Source organism: Sphingobacterium sp. SYP-B4668, assembly GCF_027627455.1.
In the GTDB taxonomy this organism is placed as follows: Bacteria; Bacteroidota; Bacteroidia; order Sphingobacteriales; family Sphingobacteriaceae; genus Sphingobacterium.
In genome coordinates, this window is the sequence record NZ_CP115483.1 from 1,214,728 (window position 1) to 1,235,804 (window position 21,077).

A 21,077-nucleotide genomic window follows, 5' to 3' on the forward strand; every position below is an offset into this window, starting at 1 on the left:
TTAAGAGATTTTTTGTTTATTTCAAATGGGTTAGCTCCATAACAAGTTAAAGTTTTGGTTATAACTGTTTTTATGATACCAAAGTAGCTTCTAAACTAATTTCAACATTAAGGGCATTACCCACAGGACACATTTCTTTGGCTTTCAAGGCAAAATTTTGGAACTGTTCCTCTGTTATATCAGCGATTTTAGCTTGTACGGTCAAAATTGATTTTGTAATTACATTGTTGTTCAGCACTAATGAAACGGTTGTTTCAATTTGATTATCAGCAGAAAATCCGTTTTCTGATAGAATATAACTCAACGTCATTGTATAACAGGCAGCGTGAGCGGAAGCCAGTAATTGTTCCGGATTTGTAAAACTTTCATTGTCTTTAGCAAATGAAGGTTTGAAAGTTGTATTATTTATTGCAGAATCAGTTACATTAAACTGTCCTTTTCCTTCTTTAAAACTTCCTTGCCAGACGGCTTTAATCTTTGTTTCCATAAACTTAATTTTACTAAAATTTTATAGTACAAAGTTACCGGCTCTTAAAATTTCACACAATGGATATAGAACTCATTGTATAGGACATTTTACCCAACATTTAATCTTGGCTTGTTGTTATTGGCTGTTCTTCTTATCGGTGAACCTTCAAGCTCCTCGCATTCGAAACCATTGTCTCTCAAAATTTTAACAGTACATTCAGTGATTTCGTTTTTACTATCTATGCGCAAAATATTGTCGCAGTCTTCAAGGTCAAAATTCCATTTTGCAATTTCGAGATGTGCGTCAAGAAGTGGTTTAAGTGTTTCTATTTCTTTCCTGTTTGTCACATTTGTTTTAAATACCGAAATCATCTTTTGCCTTTTTGTTCGATTACGATTTTTTCAAGATCAGACCAAGCTCCGCCATTAAAAACATTTTTATATCCCTTTTCCTTTAAAATCGTTTCAACTTTTACACTTCTCAAACCGTGAGAACAAGTAGTGATGTAGGTTTTACCGGTGTCAAGTTCAATGTATCTTTCCCGAATTGTTCCTAATGGGATATTTATCGAACCATCAATATGACCTGTTTTATACTCGTATTCGGTTCGAACATCTAAAATTATTGCTCCATCTTCTATCTTTTCGGAAAGTCCGTTGTCTAGTTTTGCAAAGCGATAGGTGCGGTAAGAAATATAGATTAAAAGAATTGCACCTGCAATAATGTATATCGTTTTCATAGTTTGCTTAAAATTTTATGATCAACGTAAAACGTTCCGAATGGAATAAAACAAGCCAAAATAATTTTCCAGGTCGTGGTTTTAAATTTCCAGTTCTGCTCTACAGCTACACTTAAAGTATTGAAGAGGAATAGTAAGAATATAGCTCCGTGAATTGGTCCAAGAATCTTCGAAAAAGCTGGATTGTCAAAATAATGTTTCATCGGTGACGCAATAAAAATGAGCACCAGTAAGGAAACTCCTTCAAGAAAACCAATAATGCGTAATCTTCCGATTTTTGTTTTGAATAAATGTATCATACTATCTAAAATAAGGTCTGTTTGCCAAGGGTGAAAATGGCCACGGAATGGCGATGAAAATGATAATGAGGGAAACCGAAAACCAAACCAACATTGTTTTGAATTTTTCTTTGTCAGTTGTTTTTCTTTTTGATAATGCAGAACCGATGGTTATTAAAATGATTGCAGCTAGCATTAAAATTAGGTGAAGTAAGCTAAAAAAAGCAAGGTCTAAATTTTGGACGGCTTCATTGAAGTTTTGCCAAAAGTATTTGATTATCGGACTTTGGGTGTACAATATAATCCCAATTAGAAGCTGGATGTGCGCTATTGTAGCTGTCCAATGCCGAACGGCATTATCTGTTTTGGAAAATTGGGTGTTCGAAGAATAACCTCTGTATGCCCGATAAATTGCGTAAACTATACTTGCTAAAACAAGCCAACGCATGATGGAATGGTAAAATGTAAGTGTTTGAAACATCGTAAATTTTATTTAACGATGCAAAGATATTAAAACATACTAATCGGTATGTTTTTTTTGCGTAAAATTTTATCCTAAGTTATTTAGATAAATTTTTAGCTCTTTTAGATAGGAATGATAGCAGTCAGTATTGTTATAAACCTTACCAAAATTCCTGATTCCCCAATATCCCGACATAATAAAATAGGCTACCTGTTGCGGATCTACACCATCTCTTATCGTTCCATATTCTTTGGCACTTTTGATACTATTTTCTATTGCCTGTTGCCATTCTAAAGTAAGCGCCGCTAAAGCTTTTCCAAATTCTACATTCCAGGGTGTCATTTCCTGTGTTAAGTTTCCTGCTGGACAACCATATTCTAATTTTAAAAACGGATTTTCAAGAAGTAATGCTTTGGTCATATCGTAAATTTCCTTGATTGGGTTTTTAGCATCTTGCAATGGTTTAATGAAATCATTTTTCATTGTCGGTTTCAAAATTTCATTAATTATGGCCAAACCCATTTCGTCTTTAGTCTTGAAATGATAGTAAAATGCACCTTTTGTAACTTTTGTCGTAGCAATAATCTCATCAATACTTGTCGTCTGATAGCCTTTGGTATAAATCAATTCAAATGCTTTTTGAAGAATTGTATGCCGTGTTGTGGATGCTTTTGTCATAAAAGATACTAATTAGTATGAATTGCAAAGAACGTAAAAGTTTGCTAGGCCGGCAAATTGTCTTTATGAATACCCACTATTTGGATTGGTGTTTATTTTGTCTTTCCAAAAAAAATCCATTCTAGATACGTACTGATATAGCAATATTTGATTATTGTTGGATATCGATAAAGAATTCCCTCAGATAGAAAAAACATGCAGGAGTTTTTATCAAGGCTTTAATTATCATTTATTGTTTTTCTAAATTCAACCGGAGATTTTCCAGTTTGTATTCTAAAAAAACGCACAAAATAAGATTGGTCTTCATATCCGAGCTGGGCAGCAATTTCCTTGATAGTGAGGTCGGTATTGACAAGCAATCTCTTTGCCTGCAGTATAATCCTGTTTTTGATAATGGTATTAGGCGATGTTCCTTTTTCATCTACAATTTTTCTGTACAAAGTTTTGGGACTGATATAAAGTAGTTCCGCATATTGTGCAACACTATGATGTCGATAATAATTTTCCTCAACCAAATGACTAAATCTTCTAGTTATCGCATCCTCTACTGTTCCCAATCCTTTTTGTTCAGGTGACCTAGTAAGCCACGCTCTACTTGCTGTGATGATCAACTCCTTCAATTTTGTTCTTGTCATTTCTTCTGTCCAGTAATCATCCTTATTCAATTCCTGCTTTATCTCGTCAGCAATCCTACTGAATGATCTATTTTCGTCATCAGTTAATGTAATGTACGGTGTTTCAAAAACATTGTTGAACAGAATTCCGTCGCAGGTCAGCTCTTTGTCGTGGAAGGCAATACAATAAAACTCGGGATTGAAATAAATCAGGGCTCCTTTACTATTATCCTCAATTTGAAAATGTTGTCCGACACTGAAAAAAAATAAGGTATCCTGCTCTGTTTTATGCTCAACAAAATCAGTAATTACGGAACTTCCCGCTTGTGCGTAAAGAATGATGTAGCAGTCGTTCGATTTTCGACACGGCAGCGAAAAACCATCCATTGGACTAGTGGTGTCAAAATCTAAATAACCGATTTTCTTGTTTCCAAATGACTTTAAAATTTCCATAAATAGATTACTAACATTATTTCGATTGAGATATACAAAAATACTTTATTTGCCACTAATGGTTCGTTCGGCTCATAGATAAAAAAAGGACGGTAAGGCTTTAAAACCAACCGTCCTTTTTCAAATTTTAAAAGGATTTACTTTCCCCAAAACTCGTCTTCAGCAGCTTGGTCTTCAGAAAACAACCAAACCTGTACAATCTTCTCATCCACCACTTCAAACAGATCAACACCATTCATATCCACTGTTCTTTCTCCAATTTTACCGCTAAAACGTGTTGGAAATGAAACTAAATTTCCGTTAGCCATCAAAGCACCAGTAGGATTGATAACCAATGAACCTTGTGTGGCTCCCATCATATCGCCGAGCATTTTGCCAATGGCTTCTAGACCAGTTTTGGTTCCGGAAAATTGATGGTTTCCCGGTTGGTGCCATTTGGCGTCTGGACTAAAATGTGAAAAGGCGGTAGGAATATCTCCTTGCGAAAGGGCTACTGAATAAGCCGTTACTACTTCTATTGCTGTCATAATATTGGATTTTATTTAATAAAATAATTTTTATTCTCGTTCGCCCATTCCGCTAAAGAAGTCATTTTTACAGGAAGCTTTTCCAGTATTTCGTTCATTTGAGGGTTGAATTTTGGAGGATATTCCGTAGCGTTCTTAAGATTTTCATAGTAAGCTGCAACGCTGTTTGCACCCGCTTCACCCACCATTGGCTTTAATATATCGCCAAATTCTTTCGGTTTCTGCGGATAATAAACGATTTCTTCACCTGCACCTTTAGAAAACGCTGTAGCCAAATCATTGCCTTTTAAATTTTCTAACCCGCTGATCTTAAAACTATCTGCTTTTAAATTTTCATTATAAATAGCTTCAACCACAAAAGCACTCACATCTTTAGAGGCTATCCAACCAATTGGCATTGCCTCTGGCGTAGGATAAGCTAATTTTTTCTCATTTGTGATGAAAGGAGCACAAAAGGGTCCCATCATATTTTCCATATAAATAGTTGGTTCGACGATTACATAATCTACACCGCTATTTTTCAAATAATCAAGAACATCCAATTTCACATCATCTACAGGAGAACCTATTTTTTTGGTTTCTAACCAGCCACTTGTATTCCACACAATTTTTTTTACGCCATTTGCTTTAGCTGCATCAATGACATTTTTTGAATATTGCAAACCATCAGAAGGATTGGGAAGCGATACAGGTATCATAAAGGCAATTGCATCAACACCGGTGGTAATTTCGTTAATTCTATCTGCATCAGCTAAGTTTGCCAAAACCGGCGTTGCTCCCGCCTGAGCCAACTTTTCAAAACTATTTTCTGAGCTTGTCGCAGCAATTACTTCTGCACCTTTTTTCTTTGCTTCGCCTATCACGTTGAATTGTTGCGAGCCCGTAGCTCCAAATACTAATATTCTCATTTTTCTATTTCTATATTTAATTTATTAAAATGTGTATGATTGTCCATCTTCAGGAACGTTCACTTTATCGGTTATTCCTTTTCCAGAAAGAAATTCTTTTAATTCTTTTCGCGTAAGCGTATTGTGGTTCACACCTTCCATGTGGCTTACTAAAATTGTGGCATTCGGAACCGCCTTATGGACTTCGTTAATGTCATTTTTATTCATAATGACCTGTCCACCGAAAGCAAACTGGTTGTCGCCACCGTTTAATACAATTATTTCTGGTTGGTGTTTATCAAGGGCTTCCTGGACGCCTTCGTACCAAACGGTATCGGCGGCTACGTACAGGGATTTTTCTGTTGGGTGTTTTAGTACTAAGCCGCAAACACATCCTGCAATTTTCAAAATATAGCCCTTCCCGTGTTGGGCTTTTGTTCTGCTCAGTTTTATATCTCCAAATGAAGAATTTTCACCAAGAACTTCAACATTAGAAAAACCGGATTTTTCTATTTTCAATTTATCGGTGTAATCCTGGACAAATATTTTAATCCCTTTAGGCAAAATACGAACAGCTTCTTTATCCCAATGGTCGGGATGCAGGTGACTCACAAACACAAAATCAACATCTTTGATGATTTCTTCTTTAGGGTAAGGTAAATCGTTTAAAGGATTTTTTTTGAACGTCCAATTTTTAGCCGGAATAAAAGCAGGCAATGTTCCTTTACTAGACAACATTGGGTCAATTAAGATTTTCTTTCCCGCATATTCGACAATTAGCGTGGCATTTCGTATTTGCTGAATTTTCATTTATCCTGTTTTTAAACTTGTACAAAGTTAAACCATTACTTACCTTTGTACAAGTACTTACAATATAGTTAGGTACTTACCAAACGGTTAGAATTATTGAATATCAATGAAAAAAAACTTAAAAATAAATCCGGCCTGCGATGACAGATGTCCGGTAAGAGCCTCTTTAACTTTGTTAAGCGGTAAATGGACATTAATGATACTGTTCCAAATTAACGAAAATACGGTGCGATATGGCGAACTGAAAAGATCGGTTGTAGGCATCAGTGAAAAAATGCTGATACAAGAATTGAATATGCTGGTTGAGAATAAATTAGTCAGCAAAAAAGTCTATCCCCAAATTCCTCCTAAAGTGGAATATCAGTTGACGGAATTGGGATTAAAAACTTTACCAATCGTAGATAAGCTGGCTGAATTTGGATTGGAGAACTTGGTTTGACGAAGCCCTCTCACACACTGATTTGTAATATAGAACGACTTCAATTCCGGACTGCCTATATTTGGATACCCTGTGTATCGCTAAATGAGAAATAGAGTAGAGTAAGAAATGTGAAGGATTTACAACATTTGGCAGTTCTTGTTTATGTTATTATGTTTGTTGCACCCTTAAAACTAAGAAAATGGATTTGTTTAAAATTTTACAACCTATCGAATATATTAGAACAATATATGCTTTAAAAAAGGATATTGAAGAATGGGCTGAAATCAATTTGAAAGATTTATGGCCTGGAAAGTTTCAACTATCTTATATGCAAATTTTGATACATATTAATGAAGAAGGCACCACAAACAAACTTCTAGCCCAACAAGCGCAAATTTCTAAACAGGCTATGAGTCGTATTATTTCAAAGATGGTCGAGAAAGACATTATAACAATTCAACCAATGTCTTCAGATAAACGCTATTCGAAAATTTCTTTGACGGAATACGGGCGGAAAATTATCTACGAATCGCATCTGCGGTTTAGTAAATATTTATTAGAAAATTCAAAAGAAATAGATGAGGAGGCAATAATAGAAAGCTTAAACGTACTTTCTGCATTAAGAAAAAAATAGCCGCGCAATTTATTATTGTCACATCTCAGTCATAATAATAAATATAAGTCAACAATGTTGACTATTATTAGTCAACATTGTTGACTTTTGTCTTGTTAATATACAAGACTATGCCAAGAATTAAAATTAAAAGAACTGCACCAAGTGTAGACATGACAGCAATGTCCGATGTGACGTTTCTACTCCTGAATTTTTTTGTGATGACGGCGGTATTTAAAGCGCCAGAACCTATTCCCGTGGATTTACCAAATTCTGTTACGACAGAAAAAATGCCTGATATTAACTATGCTATGATAACAATAGCGGAAGATGGTAAATGCCTTCTATCATTTGCAGAAAGAGATGTGAAGGAACAGGCCTTAGATATAATGGCTGAAAAATATAACCTCACACTGAATTCTGAAGAGAAAGAGAAGTTTATGGCAATGGAAAGCCTAGGTGTGCCGATGCGCCAACTCAAACAATTCCTTGCATTATCTCCAGATCAACAAATGGATAAGGCGAATCATTTCGGCATTGCAGTGGATACAACTGTAAATATCTCTAATGAACTTTTTCACTGGATTTCGACTGTTCGCAAAGTAAACTACAAATTGCATGAAGAACAGTTAAAAATATTGATCAAGGCAGATGGTAACACAAAATTCCCCTCAGTAGATAAAGTTATAGAAACACTTCGAAACCAAAAAGCCAATAAATTTAGTTTTGTTACGAGTTTAAAGAGCGAGAGTTGATACATCTTTCAATTATTAAATTTATGTCAGAGAAAGTGGTGCAATTTTATCGATTTTTGTCATTCTTCCTGTTAGGAACATGCTCTTTTGTTGTTTTTTTATTTTTAGTATATGTGTATTTTATACAAAACTATTCAGATTTTTCAAATGGATTAAAGCATGGCCTATCTATAGGAACAATCATCATAATTTGGGAAACATATAGGTTTATTCGAAAGGAGTACTTAATATTTGATAGAATAGAAATATGCTATGATCTAGTCAGTTCTGAAAAAATTAAAAGAAATCTGTTTTTAAGAAACTTAAAATTAAAGAACACTATACTGGTATTAGTAGTTATTCTTATCGAAGTATTGTTTTTAACTAATATTTTTCCGGTGAGTATGTATCTGAAGGGTATAAAATTGGCTCTGCTAATTCTTGCTCCAGTGCTTATGTCGATTTCAATCTTTCTCACTATAAAATATAAATTCTCTTTAAAGCGATTATGAATACAACCGTATCTCCCTAATATAGATTCGTTAACGCAACTTATGCACGAAAACCTAAATCAATGGCACGCTTATGTTTATGCCCGTGAATATATAGAGTGGTAACTTTGTGTGCAATTATTGGTATAATCTGATATAAGGAAAAAATATATGCTGTCTTTCAAATTTCTTAAAGCATCTCTTTTGCTTTTTAGTATTTCTGTCTTTCATTCTTGCACTAACCAAAACAAGGACAAAGAAAATCTTCCTATTATGGGTGAGAAGGAAATTGTATTGCTCGAAAAAGATGGTAAAAAAGTTAACGACACGATATACCACACTATTCCAACATTCCGCTTTGTGGACCAGGATAGTGTCTGGATTTCTAATGAGAATGTAGCGGACAAGATATATCTAGCAGATTTTTTCTTTACACGTTGTCCCACGATATGCCCATTGCTTGCCAAAAATATGCTGATAATAGCAAAGGAATTTGAGAATGAAAAGCGGTTCGTTATCTTATCCCATACCATTGATGACAAACATGATACGCCAGCTGTGCTAGGCGATTATGCCAAAAAACTTGGAGCTCCATTAAATTGGAGATTCTTAAACGGACCTCAGGATGCTGTTTATACGATTGCAGGTAAAGAAGGTTATTTTTCTTATGCAGAGGAGAACCCCGATGTCCCGGGAGGATTTGACCACAGTGGCGCATTTACGTTGGTAGATACCAAAGGGCATGTTAGGGGTGTTTACGATGGTACGAGTGAAGAGGAAGCAAGAAAGGCAATAGAAGACATCCGAAAATTATTGAAACAACTGTAAACGTTTAAACCAAATTGAAAAAGATCATATCTTTCTTACTCCTTATTGTACTTGCTTTCCAATGTCTGGGAAGCATGGGGGTGTTTGTGTGGTTTGAAAGTAACCGATCATTTATTGCAGCAAACCTTTGTGAAAATAGAGCCCGGCCTGAGATGCATTGCAATGGTCAATGTGTGCTCATGAAAAAGCTCAAGGCACTCGATGAGAAATCTTCTGATAAAAGCCTCCCCCAAAATGTAAAATACGAAACCTTCATTTGCCTGATTCAAGATCAGTTGACTATCCCGGAGCAAATATTGATTCGTGCAGAACATAAATACATTACGTATTACAGCGCCTACTACGGCTTTATCCATTTTAAGAATAACTTCCGTCCCCCTCGATTCCAAGTCTAATTTACCCCTATAAATTTAGTAGTGCTGTGTTGGCCAAAGGTATATTTATCCTTATGGCTGTCAACACAGCTATTTTGACATTGAATAAAATCGAGAATGAAACCGAGATGTAAATAATATTGATCACAGGGCAATGATTATTTACATCGAGCTCTCATCTTCCATTAAAAAGGAAATAAACAGATGAAATCAGTTTACTTTGGAAAAGTATCCATGCTTTTGGGCATTGCGTCTATGGCTTTGGTATACAGTTTAACCGGGTGCGGAAACAATACACAGACCCAACAAAAGAATCCTGCTGACCCAGCAGGTAATACGTTTGATATAAGCACATTAACCAAAATTGCAGATACCACGTTAACCGATAATAAGGTGAGTGTATTTGCACAGGACAGTCTGACAAGTAAAAACGAAACAATCTATATTCAGGTCACAGACCTCGAAGGAAGTCCAGTTACAAATGCACATCTTGATTATGATGTAATCATGGACATGGGCATGATGTCTCATGGAGGGCCCTATTACCCTTTAATCGATTTGGCAAACGGATTATTTAAGGCCGAAGTTGTCTTTATCATGGCCAACATGGATGATATGGGTGAAGGATGGATGTTGCATGCCGTCCTTAACAAAAAAGATAGCTTGTCTTTTCTCTTACCTGTATCAGAGGCGAAGCCTGCGCGCACGATCCCCGTAGGCACCAAAGATGATAGCCAAGTGTTCGTTAGTCTATTATTACCCGCGGAGGTAAAGACCGGTAGCCAACCTATTGACTTCACGCTTCACAAAATGGATCATAACCTCTTTCCGGTATTGGACGGCTACACGGTCGAGATAGAACCTTTTATGCCGGATATGGGCCATGGATCGCCGAATAATGAAGCCGCTACAAGTAAAGGTAATGGACGTTATAGCGGAATGGTCAATTTTACGATGAAAGGTCATTGGAAGATTAAAGTGAACCTGTTAAAGAACGGCGAAAAGGTATCACAGGAAGAACTGGAATTTCCCGTAGAGGTTAAATAAATAGCAAATCAATTAGTATAATAATTAGAGAAATGAAGAAGCAAAATCTATTTTTTGCAGCCATCGCTGCGTTGGTGTTCACATCTTGTGACAAAACAGAAATTAAAGAAGTTGAAAAAATAGTCTACGCTGATCAGGCGGGATCTTTGTCATTGACATTTGATGCCCGATATGGTGACTCAGATTTTGAATTGAATAAGAAATATCCCTATCAACTTACCAGTTCAGGGGGAACATATGATCTGGAATTCGATTTTAGCCGTCTCCGTTATTGGGTGAGCAACGTCAAACTGGTTGACAACGACAACAAGGAGCATGAATTACCAGACTCCTACTATTTAGTGGAGGAGACCAATGAAATTGCAGTACCGCATTTGATCAACGGAGAAAAGTATCCAGCAACCAAGCGCGAAGAAGTAACGATCAAAGACATCCCTTCGGGCGAATATAAAGCCATTAAATTTTCTATTGGTGTAGATCAAAAATACAATGATAATATCGCTTTGACCGCAGGAGAACTAGGTTCGCTGAACGGAATGGGTGTCAGTGATGGCTGGATGTGGTTCACCAGTTACAAATTCTTGACCCTGGCCGGTACTATTCATTGGGCAGACGGGACACCAACTTCGAAAGCACTATCATGGGAAACAGGTTCGAACGAACTGTTTGATGGCGCTGAAAAAACTGTAGAACTGGCTACACCGCTAAAAATTGATGCCCGAAATTCTGGGAAAATTATTTTCAATGTGGATGTAAAAGAATTACTGTCCGCTACAGATCTACCTTGGGTCAATAACAGCATCAGCCAAAGGAAAAAAGACCTGATGATCGCTGTCCGAGATGCTTTCTTAGGTAAATCGCTAACATTCAAAGAAGCGGGTTCGGTTTCTGTGGAAGCAAATTAATGTCAATAACAGGAAGCGATCAATATAGTAAAGGGGTCTTCATCTTTTTGGTAATGCTGTTCGGATTATTTTCCTGTTCAAAGGATGATGACCTACCCATTACCGGCGAGGAGGAGATTCCTTTTGCTTTTCGTCAGCCTGCATTTTTTCCCAAAGCGGTGGAATCCGCTATTGATCCCAAAACGGGTCTTCCCTCAAATCCGCTGACCGAGACGGGAGTTGAATTGGGCCGACGACTTTTCTACGACCCGATTCTGTCCGCCAACAAGCAGGTTTCCTGTGCAAGTTGTCACCACCAAAGCAAAGGCTTTTCCGATGGAGTGGCTATTACCACAGCCGGTGTATCGGGTAAGCCTTTGGAGCGGCACTCGCCCACATTGATCAATCTAGCCTGGGCAGACAACGGCTTTTTTTGGGACGGAGGGTCGACTAATCTGGAATCGCAGGCATTTGGTCCGCTGACGCATGCAGATGAGATGGGCATGTATCTACCCGTGCTGGTTGAACGGTTGCGGGCAGATGCTACTTATGTGGAGCTATTTCACAAAGCATTTGGAGACCTGCCGAGTGAACATCGGACAGCTATGGCGCTATCGCAATTTCAGCGCATACTGATCTCGGCTGACGCCCCATACGACTTATATCGGCGTGGAGAAAAGCCGGATGCGCTATCTGCTGACCAGCTTCGTGGACTAAATCTGGTCCGACAAAAGTGTAGCAGTTGCCATGCTGGAGAACTTTTTACAGATAATGGTTTTCACAATAATGGCATAGATGATGATTTTGGTGATGGATCGCATGAGGGAATTTATTGGGGCAGATACCGTATTACCTACAACCCATTGGATTTGGGTGCTTTCAAAACACCCACGCTGCGCAATGTGATGGTAAGCGCACCCTATATGCATGATGGGCGGTTTAAAACGATAGATGAGGTATTAAATCATTACCGTTTCGACATTAAAGATACCCCTGTTACCGCTTCGGTATTATATCAGAACAATGACCGGGTCGGCATACCCATGACAGACAAAGAAGTCGAGGACATTAAGTCCTTTCTGAATGCGTTGACCGATGAGACATTTTTAAAAAGCAGGGAATTTTCAAGTCCTTTTAAATAATTGATATGAAATATAAAATGATAAAAAGAAACTGGAAGAATATGGCGACCGCACTTATAGCGTTTTGCTTTTTCCTATCGGCCTGTAAAAAGGACGACGATATTATTGACGAAACTAAAATGGGCAATTTCTCTATTGAGTTTGACCATATCGTTGGGGAAGACCGATTATATATCGACCCTAACTATCTGTACCGAAATGCAGAGGGCGAGCAATTCAGTATACGTATCCTGATGTACTACATCAGCAATATCAAGCTTTACAAAGCCGATGGAAGTAGCTATACCGTTCCGCAGGACGACAGCTATTTTATGGTAAATGGATCAGATCGAACGACCCGCTTTACAAAAGTTAAAGTGCCGGAAGGAGATTATACGAAAGTTGAGTTTATGATCGGAGTCGATCAGGAAAGAAACATGATGCCTATGGAACGACGAACAGGGGTGCTTTCCTTCAATCCGGGAGAAGGCCATGCGGGTATGTTCTGGACATGGAGCCAGGGTTATATCTTCTTCAAACTGGAAGGGAACAGTGACGTGGTATCCGATGATCAGCAAGGTGACCCTACTGGTAATAAACAATTCAAATATCATATCGGTGGTTTTGGTTATCCCTTTGACGATCCGGAAGCAATGAACAATATCAAAGTCATTACAGTTGACCTGACCAAAACCAGTGGGGACCATTTGGCGTATGTGAGAGCAGACTTAAGGAGCAATGTCCATTTGATGGTTGACCTGATGCAGGTCTTTAATGGCCCGTATAAGTTGAGTATAGCGGATAAACCTAACGTCATGTTCAATAAAGAGGACAGCGGGAATATCGCGGGGAATTTTGGCTCCCTGTTTACGCATGACCATACCGAGAATTATGTGCGAAGTGAAGAGGAGCTTTCCTCGAATTAATAAAACAAAGAAGAGATGAAGAAGATATTGGTGTTAACCTTACTATTTGGAGTGGTGTGGGCCTGCAAAAAAGGAAATGACATCTTGGAGGACGAGGAAACATTCTTTGGATTTGTACAGCCTTCCAATTTTCCGAAACCTGCCTATGACCTGTCCAGAAATCCAGTAACCAAAGACGGCTTCGAATTAGGAAAAAAACTTTTCTATGAACCCCGGCTTTCCAGAAACAACACCATTGCCTGTGGGAGCTGCCATATACAGGGCGCTGGATTTACGCATCATGGGCATGACGTAAGCCACGGGATAGATGACCGGCTCGGGACACGTAATCCCATGCCGATTATGAACCTGGCCTGGCACCATGAGTTCTTTTGGGACGGTGGAGTATTTGATCTCGACTTGTCAGGCGTGAATGCTATTCACAGTGAAGTGGAGATGGACGAGACGGTACCCAACGTGCTGCTCAAATTAAGGGCTCGTCCGGAATATCCTGCGTTGTTCAAGAAAGCTTTTGGGACGGAGGAGATTACAGATGTGTTGTTTTTTAGGGCCTTATCGCAATTTATGCTCATGGCTACCAGTAGTGACTCCAAATACGACAAAGTGATGCGTAAGGAAGAAGGTGCTTCCTTTTCAGAATCGGAACAACGGGGTTACCTGTTTTTTCAAAATAACTGTGCGAACTGCCACAAAGAGCCCTTATTCACGGATCTTAGCTATCGTAACAATGGTATACGTCCCAATAGAAGTGATGACAAAGGAAGAGCTATCGTAACGGGTAACGTAAATGACGAATACAAATTCAAGGTGCCCTCTTTAAGGAATCTTTCCTTTACTGCGCCTTATACACACGATGGACGTTATCTGACCGTGAGCAGGATGCTCGACCATTACCGCCATGACATGGTAGGTTCGCAGACATTGGATCCGTTGTTCCGGCAAGCTGACGGCACTTTGGGCATTGCCATGAGCGAGGATGAAAAAACAGATTTAATGGCCTTTCTGAAAACATTGGAAGACCCTACCTTTTTGTCAAATAAATTACTTTCAGAGCCATTCGGGTCTGATTTTATCGTCAATTAAATATTGGAATATGAGAAAGAAAATTATACTATCGATTTTGTCCGTTGTCGCACTGTTTGCGAATATGCCTGTGTCAGTAGCCTGTGATGTTTGCGGTTGTGGCGTAGGTAGCTATTATCTAGGTATCTTGCCGGATTTTAACAAACGTTTTGCGGGTTTGCGATACCAACAGAATAGAATACAGACCCACCTTGGCCCTAACGGTATCCGTACACCGAATTCAACCAATGAAACCTATCGTACGATGGAACTTTGGGGGGCATGGAGTTTTGGCGAACGTTGGAGAGCTATGGCTATCATTCCGTATAGTTTCAATGAGCGGACTATTGGTAACAACAGTTTGGAAACCGGAAAGAAGAACGGGCTTGGCGATATAGTTGTTATGGGGCATTACAAACTTCTCGATGATGTCCGTACGACAGGAACGAACAAACTTTTGATGCAGTCCTTATGGGTGGGGGCAGGAATCAAGACACCTACCGGTGAATATGATACCAGCGAACAATCCAGTGCAGAGATGGGCGCTCCGAATAACTTCCAATTAGGAACGGCGAGTACAGATTTTATGATCAATGCGGCTTACGACATTCGTTTGATGGATGCCGGACTCAACGTCAATGCAACGTATAAGATCAACACAGAAAACAAGCATGATTATCGCTATGCCAACAAATTAACGATTAATGCACTGGCATATTATAAGTTCAATATAAAGAACAAAGTACGTATTTCTCCAAATGCAGGTGTGCTATATGAAACACAGCCAAAAGATGTGCTTTATAACCGTTTTGACGTTACCCAGTCTGGAGGACATTCCACGATGGGAATTGCAGGTGTTGAAATCAATGTCGGGGCAATCTCTATTGGTGGAAATTTTCAGACTCCGATCAATCAAAATCTCGCAGACGGACGTATAAAGGCTGAAAATCGTTTTATGACCCATGTATCATTCTCCTTTTGATTTCACCAGTAAAATAAATAGATATGAAAAGATTAAATATAATATTAGCCGTTGGTCTTCTCGCTACGGCGATTGCGTGCAACAACAGTCCGAAGACAAACAGTTCAGCAACTCCACCGGAGATAAAAGCAGACCAACCTAAAAAAATGGTCGTCCACGATTACCTTAAAGAAGGCAACAAAGGGATCGGACCTATAACGTCATTTACGCAACCTGAATTTCAGCAGAACGTTGCAGATGATGGCAACAAGCTTTTCATCGTGAAGTGTACGATGTGTCATGAACACGGCGAAGACAAACTGGGGCCAGCTTTAAAAGGTGTTACCAAGAAAAGAACACCGGAATGGATACTAAATTTAATGTTAAATACACAGGAAATGTTCGATAAGGATCCAGATGCACTTGCCATAAAAGACGACTTCGAAAGTATGATGGTCAGTGTTGGCCTGAATGAACAGGAAGCAAAGTCTATACTGGAATACTTAAGACAGGAAGATGCAAAAATGAATTAATAACTAAAATCCATTTATCATGAAAACCACAAATAGAAGAAACTTTGTAAAAGGAAGTTTAACACTCGTTACAGGTCTATTGTTGGCCAATAAGTCATTTGCAGATAGTATCATAGGCTCTACATTAAAGAGTAATTTTAAGTTCGGGTTCTCAAAACTTACCTATTCATTTAGTGATCTCGAACCTGTTATCGACACGGCGACTATGGAAATTCATTATGAGCGTCACTATGGTGCATATGTGAAGAATGCCAATGAAGCGATATCGGAAGAAAATATGTCGGCGACTGATGCAAAGGATTTGTTTTCCAAAATATCCAACTATTCTACAAAGCTCCGCAATAATGCTGGAGGTGCATTTAACCACGAACTATTTTGGTCTATCCTCCGTAAACCGACCCCGAACAATGTGCCAACAGGACAGCTTGACCAAGCGATCAAAAGAAGTTTTGGATCTTTCGAATCGTTTAAAGACGAATTTTCTAAAGCCGCATTAGGCCAGTTTGGCTCGGGATGGGCATGGCTGGTAAAAGACGGCAATCAATTAAAAATTGGTTCGACACCTAATCAGGACAATCCATTAATGGATGTGTCGCCATTCAAAGGTACCCCGATCTTGGCGCTCGATGTGTGGGAACATGCTTATTATCTGAACTATCAGAACAAGCGGGCCGACTATGTCGATAAATGGTGGGAGATTGTAAACTGGGAACATATCGCGCAACTATATCGTACATCTAAATAAATTAATCATATACAATAAACAAATGATCAAAAAGAGTTTTTTTTCTATCGCATTACTTGCGATGATGGCATCTTGTTCTAAGGATACGGAACTTGTGGAAGTAGTTGGTGGAGATTTTTCCATCGAATTTGACAATGTCGTAGGCAATGAGGATTTTGCGCTTGATAAGGCTTTCGACATTGATGGCAAAACCTATATATTTAATAGTTTTAGATATTGGGTAAGCAATATTCGATTACAAAAACAGAATGGAGAATGGATCGAAATCCCAAACTCTTATTACCTGATCGAGGAAACCAAGGACATTGCTATTCAAGATGGAGCTTATACCTACCCTGCCAGAAAGCGCGAGCAGGTAGACCTTCAAAACCTGCCTATTGAGACCTACACCGCAATAGAGTTTGGTATCGGTGTAGATAGTGAACTTAACGATAATCTCAGTATAACCTCAGGTGAATTATCTGCTATGACAGGTATGACAAATATCTCGTGGATGTGGCACACGAGCTATATCTTCAGTTCACTAAAAGGTATGGCAGAGGACGGTACAACTAAGGTCGTTAAGATTGAAACAGGGCTGAATGATAGTTACCGAACAGTGAAGCTCGATTTTAAAGTTCCCGTTGATCTTGCCCGGGCAACACCATCAAGAATTGGGTTTAAAGGTGATGTACTTAGCCTTCTCGGTTCCTTCGATAGTTGGCAGACACCTGTTGTGGGAGCGCAGCAACAAGATCAGATGAAGGCAGTATCCGATAATTTTTCCACTAAATTTTTTACGCTAAAATAACCATATAACCATGTTATTTAATATCAAATCATACTTATTTGTCGCTCTAGGGATAGCATTTCTGTTTACAAGCTGTTCGGACGACAGCCCATTATTAGAACAGGAGCCTGAGCCCGAGTTGTTGTGCCGTGTGAACTTTTACACGAGCAATTGGTATATGGGGGATCGATCTGGAGATCCAGATCAAACACCATTCGGTTATGATGCGCAAGGACGCGTTATATTGGCTCCAGTGGGAAACAATCAGATTTCTTTCGAATATTATAATGACAGCGTGATTCTGAAATATGCAGGAGAAGCTCCCAACACTGTAACCGATTACTATTCTTTGAATGAAAAAGGTCTTATTACTCACCTTAGACGTGTATGGATGGCGCCTTGGGAGACCGAAGCCAAAGATTATCTAGTACTGGATTTTGTATATGATGAACAAGGATACTTGTCTCGCATAAAAGAAGAAGACAGAGAAGTTTTGTTTTCATATGAAGGCGGAAACTTGGTCAATATTCATGATGGACTGAAAGGGAATGATGAGGATATAAAGCTTACCTATTATACAAATATGGATTTTTCTAATCTTCCCATCCACAGCACCACACCTATTTATCATATTAATTCATTACACAGGACACCTACACCAATATTTAATCCGGTCGGAATGGCCGTTCTTACATCTGGCGGATACCTTGGTAAGTTCTCGAAAAATCGTATTAAGACTATTGGTACATATGAGCTGTCATACGAAGCAGATGACAAAAACAATATAAGTAAACTAAAGGAGGTGAATTCTGCCGAATCAATCGATTCGATGGTTTATCATATCGAACATACCTGCTTTTAATCTCTCTTTACATGGAGGGGTAAATGATCATAGTAAAATATTGAAATTCATAGGAAAGTATAAAATGACTATCATGTAGATTTGTAGTAAAATATCACGTAGAAAAATATTAGCGTGCACACGCTTCCGCTTAAAGAAAACTGGTAATTTTTAAAAATACACGGGAACAAGTGCAGGCCTGCCTAAGTGCGGGCTTGTCTGTTTTGTGTATTAGGTATACCAGTACCTCTTTAAGCAATATGACAGCCCCACTTAGATAGGTCATTATTTAAATAGAGAATGACAAAATTGAAACCTATGAATATCGGCTGTACTCAAATGCACACGGTCACACTGTTGGCCATAATCATTGGGCTCGTCGCCATCGGGGCGCAAAGCGCACTTTACATCAACCGACCGCAGGACAAATCCAAGTTATGGTATCTTGGCTTGTTGTTATTGCTGTTGTTATTCAACGTGGTTAATGGGCTATTTCCTGATCCGGCATACAACATCGCCCTAAACATACAGCACATCATCGTCAACGGAGCGGGCTTCGCGGTCGTATCCTATTTCCCCTTTTACTTCTATCGTGCATTCGGGTTGGAAAAGCTACGCTTCTTTGCCGTCTATGGTGTGCCCTTGTTTTTACTGCTGCCTTATCTGGCGTTTTTCGTCATCGGTTACTCCGTTCATGGAGACCTGGCCTTTACCCATAAATACGGCTACATCATACCCACATGCCATTCATTCGTCCTGTTGGTAGCCATAGGCCGATCCATCCGGTACGCCTACCGCGAGAAAAGGAACAGAAACCGTTATATTGAGGAGGTGGCTGCCTATGCCGCCATCATGCCGTGGTCTTTTATGGCTCCGGTGGTATACTTCCAATGCGGCCAGTTGACCGAAACCCTGTTTACCAATGTGGGTTTTGTTACCATCAGCACCCTGTTGCTCTACCGGGCGGTCAATGTCGGACGCGCCGAACAAAAATTACTTGCCGATCTGGAACTGGTGCCGATCAACCCCGAAGCCATCGAAAGGAACAGCAAGCACTTCGGTTTGAGCAACCGCGAAATCGAAATTGTATACCTGATATGTGAAAGGCTAAGTTACAAGGAGATTGCGGACAAACTTTTCATCTCCGACCGCACCGTGAGCAAGCACGTACAGAATATATTCAGTAAAATACTTGTCAATTCCAGATCCGAACTTGTCAAGAAGATGAATGACTTTTAAGATTAGCAAAATAGCTGGTTTACCAATGGATTACGCTGTCCACACGTAGAAAAATACGCTTTGGCCTATTAGTGTGAATCCGCTCTCATCTACCATTTTTACAGGTTCATGGTTGTACATCTATTAATTGACGGTTATGGAAAGCAAATCAATGGAATGGCTGTATGCGCTGGAACGTGACCTGCACCCGCATTGCCTAATGTCAAGTTTGCTGAAAACGGAGCAGCAATTGCCCGATATCGACGGTAGGTTGGCATCAGGAATAGCTATGTTCAGACCCTATTTTGCCGAACGGCTCGGAACATCCCACAAACAGGCCGGGACCCTGCTGATGCAATTGGTCATCGCCAGCGATAAGGTACATGGCTTTCTGACCGCAATGTCCAAACAGCGAAAAGAAAAAGGTATGAGCGAAAAAATAAGGAACCATTACCGTAAAACGCTCGTGCTACTGGAATCGCTTCTGGAAGACTGTGGCAGGATCGACCATGAAATACTTTCCCGCATTCCCCTCACCGCATATTCCATACCGGGTATCAGGATGGCATTGAGAAAACGACTGGTCGCCCTGCAACACTGGATAAGGGCTGCGGAGATTGAACCCGAATTATATACATTATTGGTGGACGGTCTGCACATGCTGGTCTCGCGGAATGGGATTAACAGGTCAGACGTGGCCTACGCGCTCGCCGTCATGGATGCTTTGGACGAAGTGGCGACGCTTGGAACATCAGCGGTCGAGGACCTGCTCTATCAGTTGGACTTCAACATACCCGCCTTTTTTCACCATTGGACAAAACGCTGCAACCACTTACTATCCAATGAACCAAACCTGCACCGCCAAATGGAAATACTGATCGGTATAGAGGACAGGTTCAACGGATTGACACCTAAAGAGAAAATGAAGTGTTTAGCCGATGACCTATCCATTTGTACCCAATTAAAGGAATTTCTGAAAGAGAAGAAACGTCACGTGAGCCAGCGGATCAAGATACGGAGGATGGAATTCCGGGACGGAAAACTCGCCGAATCCGGCGGAAGGCTACTGCTCAACCTTTCTGTGGCTCAATTCGGGTTGCTCATCCGCCTGTTCATCGAGAAAGGGCTGTTGGTGAAAGAGGACATCGGGGCTACGTTTGCCCATTTTGCCGCATACTTCCGGACACCCAAGACCCCAGCCATTTCCTCGGAAAGCCTGCAAAAGAAATCAACAGATGTGGAATTTTCCAGCGCAAAGAAAATGAAAGGGCTCCTGATCGGTATGGTCAATTGGCTGAACGAGCATTACAGTACGTCCAACCATAACGATTCATAATTGCCGACGCTGGAACTCGTTAAGAAGACCCTGCTTTTCCAGCACTTCCAAAAGGACGGAATACCAGATGTAGTTGAAGCCTTTCTTCTTTCGCAGATCGGGCAATTTAATGTCCATGATGTCGCCGACGGTTTCCAAACCCATGCCTTTAGCTTGTTTAACAAAATCGGCATCAATGCCCAATGCCGCAAGGTATTTATCAAAGGTTGTCATCTGTTGATCTGAATTACAAGGTGAAAATTAACCATAAATATT

General features: G+C 39.6%; 27 protein-coding genes. 17 read left to right on the forward strand and 10 right to left on the reverse strand.

The features are described from left to right. Positions 1–70: 70 nt before the first annotated feature. The 9 genes from OQ289_RS05250 to OQ289_RS05290 all read right to left on the reverse strand — a co-directional run bounded on the left by OQ289_RS05250 (position 71) and on the right by OQ289_RS05290 (position 5,918). Positions 71–487: an OsmC family peroxiredoxin gene (locus OQ289_RS05250; protein ID WP_270089708.1), complete on the reverse strand. Its 417-nt coding sequence runs from the start codon at positions 485–487 to the stop codon at positions 71–73. A gap of 89 nt (positions 488–576) precedes the next feature. Further along, the gene (locus tag OQ289_RS05255; protein ID WP_270089709.1) at positions 577–840 is read right to left on the reverse strand and encodes a hypothetical protein; all 264 of its coding nucleotides are present in this window, start codon (positions 838–840) and stop codon (positions 577–579) included. Continuing rightward, positions 837–1,208 carry a rhodanese-like domain-containing protein gene (locus tag OQ289_RS05260; protein WP_270089710.1) on the reverse strand — a complete coding sequence of 124 codons (372 nt, stop codon included), beginning with the start codon at positions 1,206–1,208 and terminating at the stop codon, positions 837–839. The genes OQ289_RS05255 and OQ289_RS05260 overlap by 4 nt, the downstream gene beginning before the upstream one ends. Continuing rightward, positions 1,205–1,507, reverse strand: coding sequence for a DUF3817 domain-containing protein (locus OQ289_RS05265; RefSeq protein ID WP_270089711.1), 303 nt, complete (start codon positions 1,505–1,507; stop codon positions 1,205–1,207). The genes OQ289_RS05260 and OQ289_RS05265 overlap by 4 nt, the downstream gene beginning before the upstream one ends. Before the next feature lie 529 nt (positions 1,508–2,036). After that, on the reverse strand, positions 2,037–2,627 hold the full coding sequence (locus tag OQ289_RS05270; RefSeq protein WP_270089712.1) for a TetR/AcrR family transcriptional regulator: 591 nt from the start codon (positions 2,625–2,627) through the stop codon (positions 2,037–2,039). Between the two features lie 218 nt (positions 2,628–2,845). Further along, positions 2,846–3,694 carry a helix-turn-helix domain-containing protein gene (locus tag OQ289_RS05275; RefSeq protein WP_270089713.1) on the reverse strand — a complete coding sequence of 283 codons (849 nt, stop codon included), beginning with the start codon at positions 3,692–3,694 and terminating at the stop codon, positions 2,846–2,848. A gap of 137 nt (positions 3,695–3,831) precedes the next feature. Then, complete coding sequence (locus OQ289_RS05280) at positions 3,832–4,221, reverse strand: nuclear transport factor 2 family protein (RefSeq protein WP_270089714.1); 390 nt, start codon at positions 4,219–4,221, stop codon at positions 3,832–3,834. Positions 4,222–4,232: 11 nt separating this feature from the next. Next, complete coding sequence (locus OQ289_RS05285) at positions 4,233–5,129, reverse strand: SDR family oxidoreductase (protein WP_270089715.1); 897 nt, start codon at positions 5,127–5,129, stop codon at positions 4,233–4,235. A gap of 24 nt (positions 5,130–5,153) precedes the next feature. Beyond that, complete coding sequence (locus tag OQ289_RS05290; protein WP_270089716.1) at positions 5,154–5,918, reverse strand: MBL fold metallo-hydrolase; 765 nt, start codon at positions 5,916–5,918, stop codon at positions 5,154–5,156. Positions 5,919–6,024: 106 nt separating this feature from the next. Between OQ289_RS05290 and OQ289_RS05295 the strand changes: the two genes are divergently transcribed. The 17 genes from OQ289_RS05295 to OQ289_RS05375 all read left to right on the forward strand — a co-directional run bounded on the left by OQ289_RS05295 (position 6,025) and on the right by OQ289_RS05375 (position 20,822). After that, on the forward strand, positions 6,025–6,357 hold the full coding sequence (locus OQ289_RS05295; protein ID WP_270089717.1) for a winged helix-turn-helix transcriptional regulator: 333 nt from the start codon (positions 6,025–6,027) through the stop codon (positions 6,355–6,357). Positions 6,358–6,538: 181 nt separating this feature from the next. Next, entirely contained in the window at positions 6,539–6,973 is a 435-nt protein-coding gene (locus tag OQ289_RS05300) for a MarR family winged helix-turn-helix transcriptional regulator (RefSeq protein WP_270089718.1), read from the forward strand. A 110-nt stretch (positions 6,974–7,083) separates the two neighbouring features. Continuing rightward, complete coding sequence (locus tag OQ289_RS05305) at positions 7,084–7,707, forward strand: ExbD/TolR family protein (RefSeq protein ID WP_134433181.1); 624 nt, start codon at positions 7,084–7,086, stop codon at positions 7,705–7,707. Between the two features lie 743 nt (positions 7,708–8,450). Then, the gene (locus OQ289_RS05310) at positions 8,451–9,005 is read left to right on the forward strand and encodes an SCO family protein (protein WP_270089719.1); all 555 of its coding nucleotides are present in this window, start codon (positions 8,451–8,453) and stop codon (positions 9,003–9,005) included. A gap of 179 nt (positions 9,006–9,184) precedes the next feature. After that, a complete protein-coding gene (locus OQ289_RS05315) occupies positions 9,185–9,400 on the forward strand; it encodes a hypothetical protein (protein ID WP_270089720.1) in 216 nt (71 codons plus the stop codon). Between the two features lie 183 nt (positions 9,401–9,583). After that, positions 9,584–10,426 (forward strand): FixH family protein, encoded by an 843-nt coding sequence (locus OQ289_RS05320; RefSeq protein WP_270089721.1) that lies wholly within the window; start codon positions 9,584–9,586, stop codon positions 10,424–10,426. Between the two features lie 32 nt (positions 10,427–10,458). Next, positions 10,459–11,331 carry an MbnP family protein gene (locus OQ289_RS05325; protein ID WP_270089722.1) on the forward strand — a complete coding sequence of 291 codons (873 nt, stop codon included), beginning with the start codon at positions 10,459–10,461 and terminating at the stop codon, positions 11,329–11,331. Further along, on the forward strand, positions 11,331–12,452 hold the full coding sequence (locus tag OQ289_RS05330; protein WP_270089723.1) for a cytochrome-c peroxidase: 1,122 nt from the start codon (positions 11,331–11,333) through the stop codon (positions 12,450–12,452). The genes OQ289_RS05325 and OQ289_RS05330 overlap by 1 nt, the downstream gene beginning before the upstream one ends. A gap of 5 nt (positions 12,453–12,457) precedes the next feature. Beyond that, a complete protein-coding gene (locus tag OQ289_RS05335) occupies positions 12,458–13,357 on the forward strand; it encodes an MbnP family protein (protein WP_270089724.1) in 900 nt (299 codons plus the stop codon). 15 nt (positions 13,358–13,372) lie between these two features. Beyond that, entirely contained in the window at positions 13,373–14,440 is a 1,068-nt protein-coding gene (locus tag OQ289_RS05340; RefSeq protein WP_270089725.1) for a cytochrome-c peroxidase, read from the forward strand. Between the two features lie 10 nt (positions 14,441–14,450). Then, entirely contained in the window at positions 14,451–15,401 is a 951-nt protein-coding gene (locus OQ289_RS05345; protein WP_270089726.1) for a transporter, read from the forward strand. A gap of 23 nt (positions 15,402–15,424) precedes the next feature. Then, positions 15,425–15,913, forward strand: coding sequence for a c-type cytochrome (locus tag OQ289_RS05350; RefSeq protein WP_270089727.1), 489 nt, complete (start codon positions 15,425–15,427; stop codon positions 15,911–15,913). 19 nt (positions 15,914–15,932) lie between these two features. Next, entirely contained in the window at positions 15,933–16,658 is a 726-nt protein-coding gene (locus OQ289_RS05355) for a superoxide dismutase (protein WP_270089728.1), read from the forward strand. A 22-nt stretch (positions 16,659–16,680) separates the two neighbouring features. Then, the gene (locus OQ289_RS05360; protein WP_270089729.1) at positions 16,681–17,448 is read left to right on the forward strand and encodes an MbnP family protein; all 768 of its coding nucleotides are present in this window, start codon (positions 16,681–16,683) and stop codon (positions 17,446–17,448) included. A gap of 10 nt (positions 17,449–17,458) precedes the next feature. Continuing rightward, the gene (locus OQ289_RS05365) at positions 17,459–18,289 is read left to right on the forward strand and encodes a DUF4595 domain-containing protein (RefSeq protein WP_270089730.1); all 831 of its coding nucleotides are present in this window, start codon (positions 17,459–17,461) and stop codon (positions 18,287–18,289) included. Positions 18,290–18,568: 279 nt separating this feature from the next. Continuing rightward, complete coding sequence (locus tag OQ289_RS05370; protein WP_270089731.1) at positions 18,569–19,507, forward strand: helix-turn-helix transcriptional regulator; 939 nt, start codon at positions 18,569–18,571, stop codon at positions 19,505–19,507. Between the two features lie 136 nt (positions 19,508–19,643). Continuing rightward, positions 19,644–20,822: a hypothetical protein gene (locus OQ289_RS05375; RefSeq protein ID WP_270089732.1), complete on the forward strand. Its 1,179-nt coding sequence runs from the start codon at positions 19,644–19,646 to the stop codon at positions 20,820–20,822. On the opposite strand, the gene OQ289_RS05380 is transcribed toward OQ289_RS05375, so the two are convergent. Then, entirely contained in the window at positions 20,817–21,035 is a 219-nt protein-coding gene (locus OQ289_RS05380; protein ID WP_270089733.1) for a hypothetical protein, read from the reverse strand. The two genes, OQ289_RS05375 and OQ289_RS05380, sit on opposite strands and share 6 nt — an antisense overlap. Positions 21,036–21,077: the final 42 nt, after the last annotated feature.

What these genes read in the sequence shown, in the direction of transcription:
- OQ289_RS05380 (WP_270089733.1), bottom strand. Translation starts at nt 21,035, where the DNA reads ATGACAACCTTTGATAAATACCTTGCGGCATTGGGCATTGATGCCGAT.
- OQ289_RS05350 (WP_270089727.1), top strand. Translation starts at nt 15,425, where the DNA reads ATGAAAAGATTAAATATAATATTAGCCGTTGGTCTTCTCGCTACGGCG.
- OQ289_RS05250 (WP_270089708.1), bottom strand. Translation starts at nt 487, where the DNA reads ATGGAAACAAAGATTAAAGCCGTCTGGCAAGGAAGTTTTAAAGAAGGA.
- OQ289_RS05255 (WP_270089709.1), bottom strand. Translation starts at nt 840, where the DNA reads ATGATTTCGGTATTTAAAACAAATGTGACAAACAGGAAAGAAATAGAA.
- OQ289_RS05325 (WP_270089722.1), top strand. Translation starts at nt 10,459, where the DNA reads ATGAAGAAGCAAAATCTATTTTTTGCAGCCATCGCTGCGTTGGTGTTC.
- OQ289_RS05260 (WP_270089710.1), bottom strand. Translation starts at nt 1,208, where the DNA reads ATGAAAACGATATACATTATTGCAGGTGCAATTCTTTTAATCTATATT.
- OQ289_RS05265 (WP_270089711.1), bottom strand. Translation starts at nt 1,507, where the DNA reads ATGATACATTTATTCAAAACAAAAATCGGAAGATTACGCATTATTGGT.
- OQ289_RS05285 (WP_270089715.1), bottom strand. Translation starts at nt 5,129, where the DNA reads ATGAGAATATTAGTATTTGGAGCTACGGGCTCGCAACAATTCAACGTG.
- OQ289_RS05290 (WP_270089716.1), bottom strand. Translation starts at nt 5,918, where the DNA reads ATGAAAATTCAGCAAATACGAAATGCCACGCTAATTGTCGAATATGCG.
- OQ289_RS05295 (WP_270089717.1), top strand. Translation starts at nt 6,025, where the DNA reads ATGAAAAAAAACTTAAAAATAAATCCGGCCTGCGATGACAGATGTCCG.
- OQ289_RS05305 (WP_134433181.1), top strand. Translation starts at nt 7,084, where the DNA reads ATGCCAAGAATTAAAATTAAAAGAACTGCACCAAGTGTAGACATGACA.
- OQ289_RS05330 (WP_270089723.1), top strand. Translation starts at nt 11,331, where the DNA reads ATGTCAATAACAGGAAGCGATCAATATAGTAAAGGGGTCTTCATCTTT.
- OQ289_RS05355 (WP_270089728.1), top strand. Translation starts at nt 15,933, where the DNA reads ATGAAAACCACAAATAGAAGAAACTTTGTAAAAGGAAGTTTAACACTC.
- OQ289_RS05345 (WP_270089726.1), top strand. Translation starts at nt 14,451, where the DNA reads ATGAGAAAGAAAATTATACTATCGATTTTGTCCGTTGTCGCACTGTTT.
- OQ289_RS05315 (WP_270089720.1), top strand. Translation starts at nt 9,185, where the DNA reads ATGAAAAAGCTCAAGGCACTCGATGAGAAATCTTCTGATAAAAGCCTC.
- OQ289_RS05365 (WP_270089730.1), top strand. Translation starts at nt 17,459, where the DNA reads ATGTTATTTAATATCAAATCATACTTATTTGTCGCTCTAGGGATAGCA.
- OQ289_RS05300 (WP_270089718.1), top strand. Translation starts at nt 6,539, where the DNA reads ATGGATTTGTTTAAAATTTTACAACCTATCGAATATATTAGAACAATA.
- OQ289_RS05340 (WP_270089725.1), top strand. Translation starts at nt 13,373, where the DNA reads ATGAAGAAGATATTGGTGTTAACCTTACTATTTGGAGTGGTGTGGGCC.
- OQ289_RS05370 (WP_270089731.1), top strand. Translation starts at nt 18,569, where the DNA reads ATGACAAAATTGAAACCTATGAATATCGGCTGTACTCAAATGCACACG.
- OQ289_RS05270 (WP_270089712.1), bottom strand. Translation starts at nt 2,627, where the DNA reads ATGACAAAAGCATCCACAACACGGCATACAATTCTTCAAAAAGCATTT.
- OQ289_RS05275 (WP_270089713.1), bottom strand. Translation starts at nt 3,694, where the DNA reads ATGGAAATTTTAAAGTCATTTGGAAACAAGAAAATCGGTTATTTAGAT.
- OQ289_RS05280 (WP_270089714.1), bottom strand. Translation starts at nt 4,221, where the DNA reads ATGACAGCAATAGAAGTAGTAACGGCTTATTCAGTAGCCCTTTCGCAA.
- OQ289_RS05375 (WP_270089732.1), top strand. Translation starts at nt 19,644, where the DNA reads ATGGAAAGCAAATCAATGGAATGGCTGTATGCGCTGGAACGTGACCTG.
- OQ289_RS05335 (WP_270089724.1), top strand. Translation starts at nt 12,458, where the DNA reads ATGAAATATAAAATGATAAAAAGAAACTGGAAGAATATGGCGACCGCA.
- OQ289_RS05320 (WP_270089721.1), top strand. Translation starts at nt 9,584, where the DNA reads ATGAAATCAGTTTACTTTGGAAAAGTATCCATGCTTTTGGGCATTGCG.
- OQ289_RS05310 (WP_270089719.1), top strand. Translation starts at nt 8,451, where the DNA reads ATGGGTGAGAAGGAAATTGTATTGCTCGAAAAAGATGGTAAAAAAGTT.
- OQ289_RS05360 (WP_270089729.1), top strand. Translation starts at nt 16,681, where the DNA reads ATGATCAAAAAGAGTTTTTTTTCTATCGCATTACTTGCGATGATGGCA.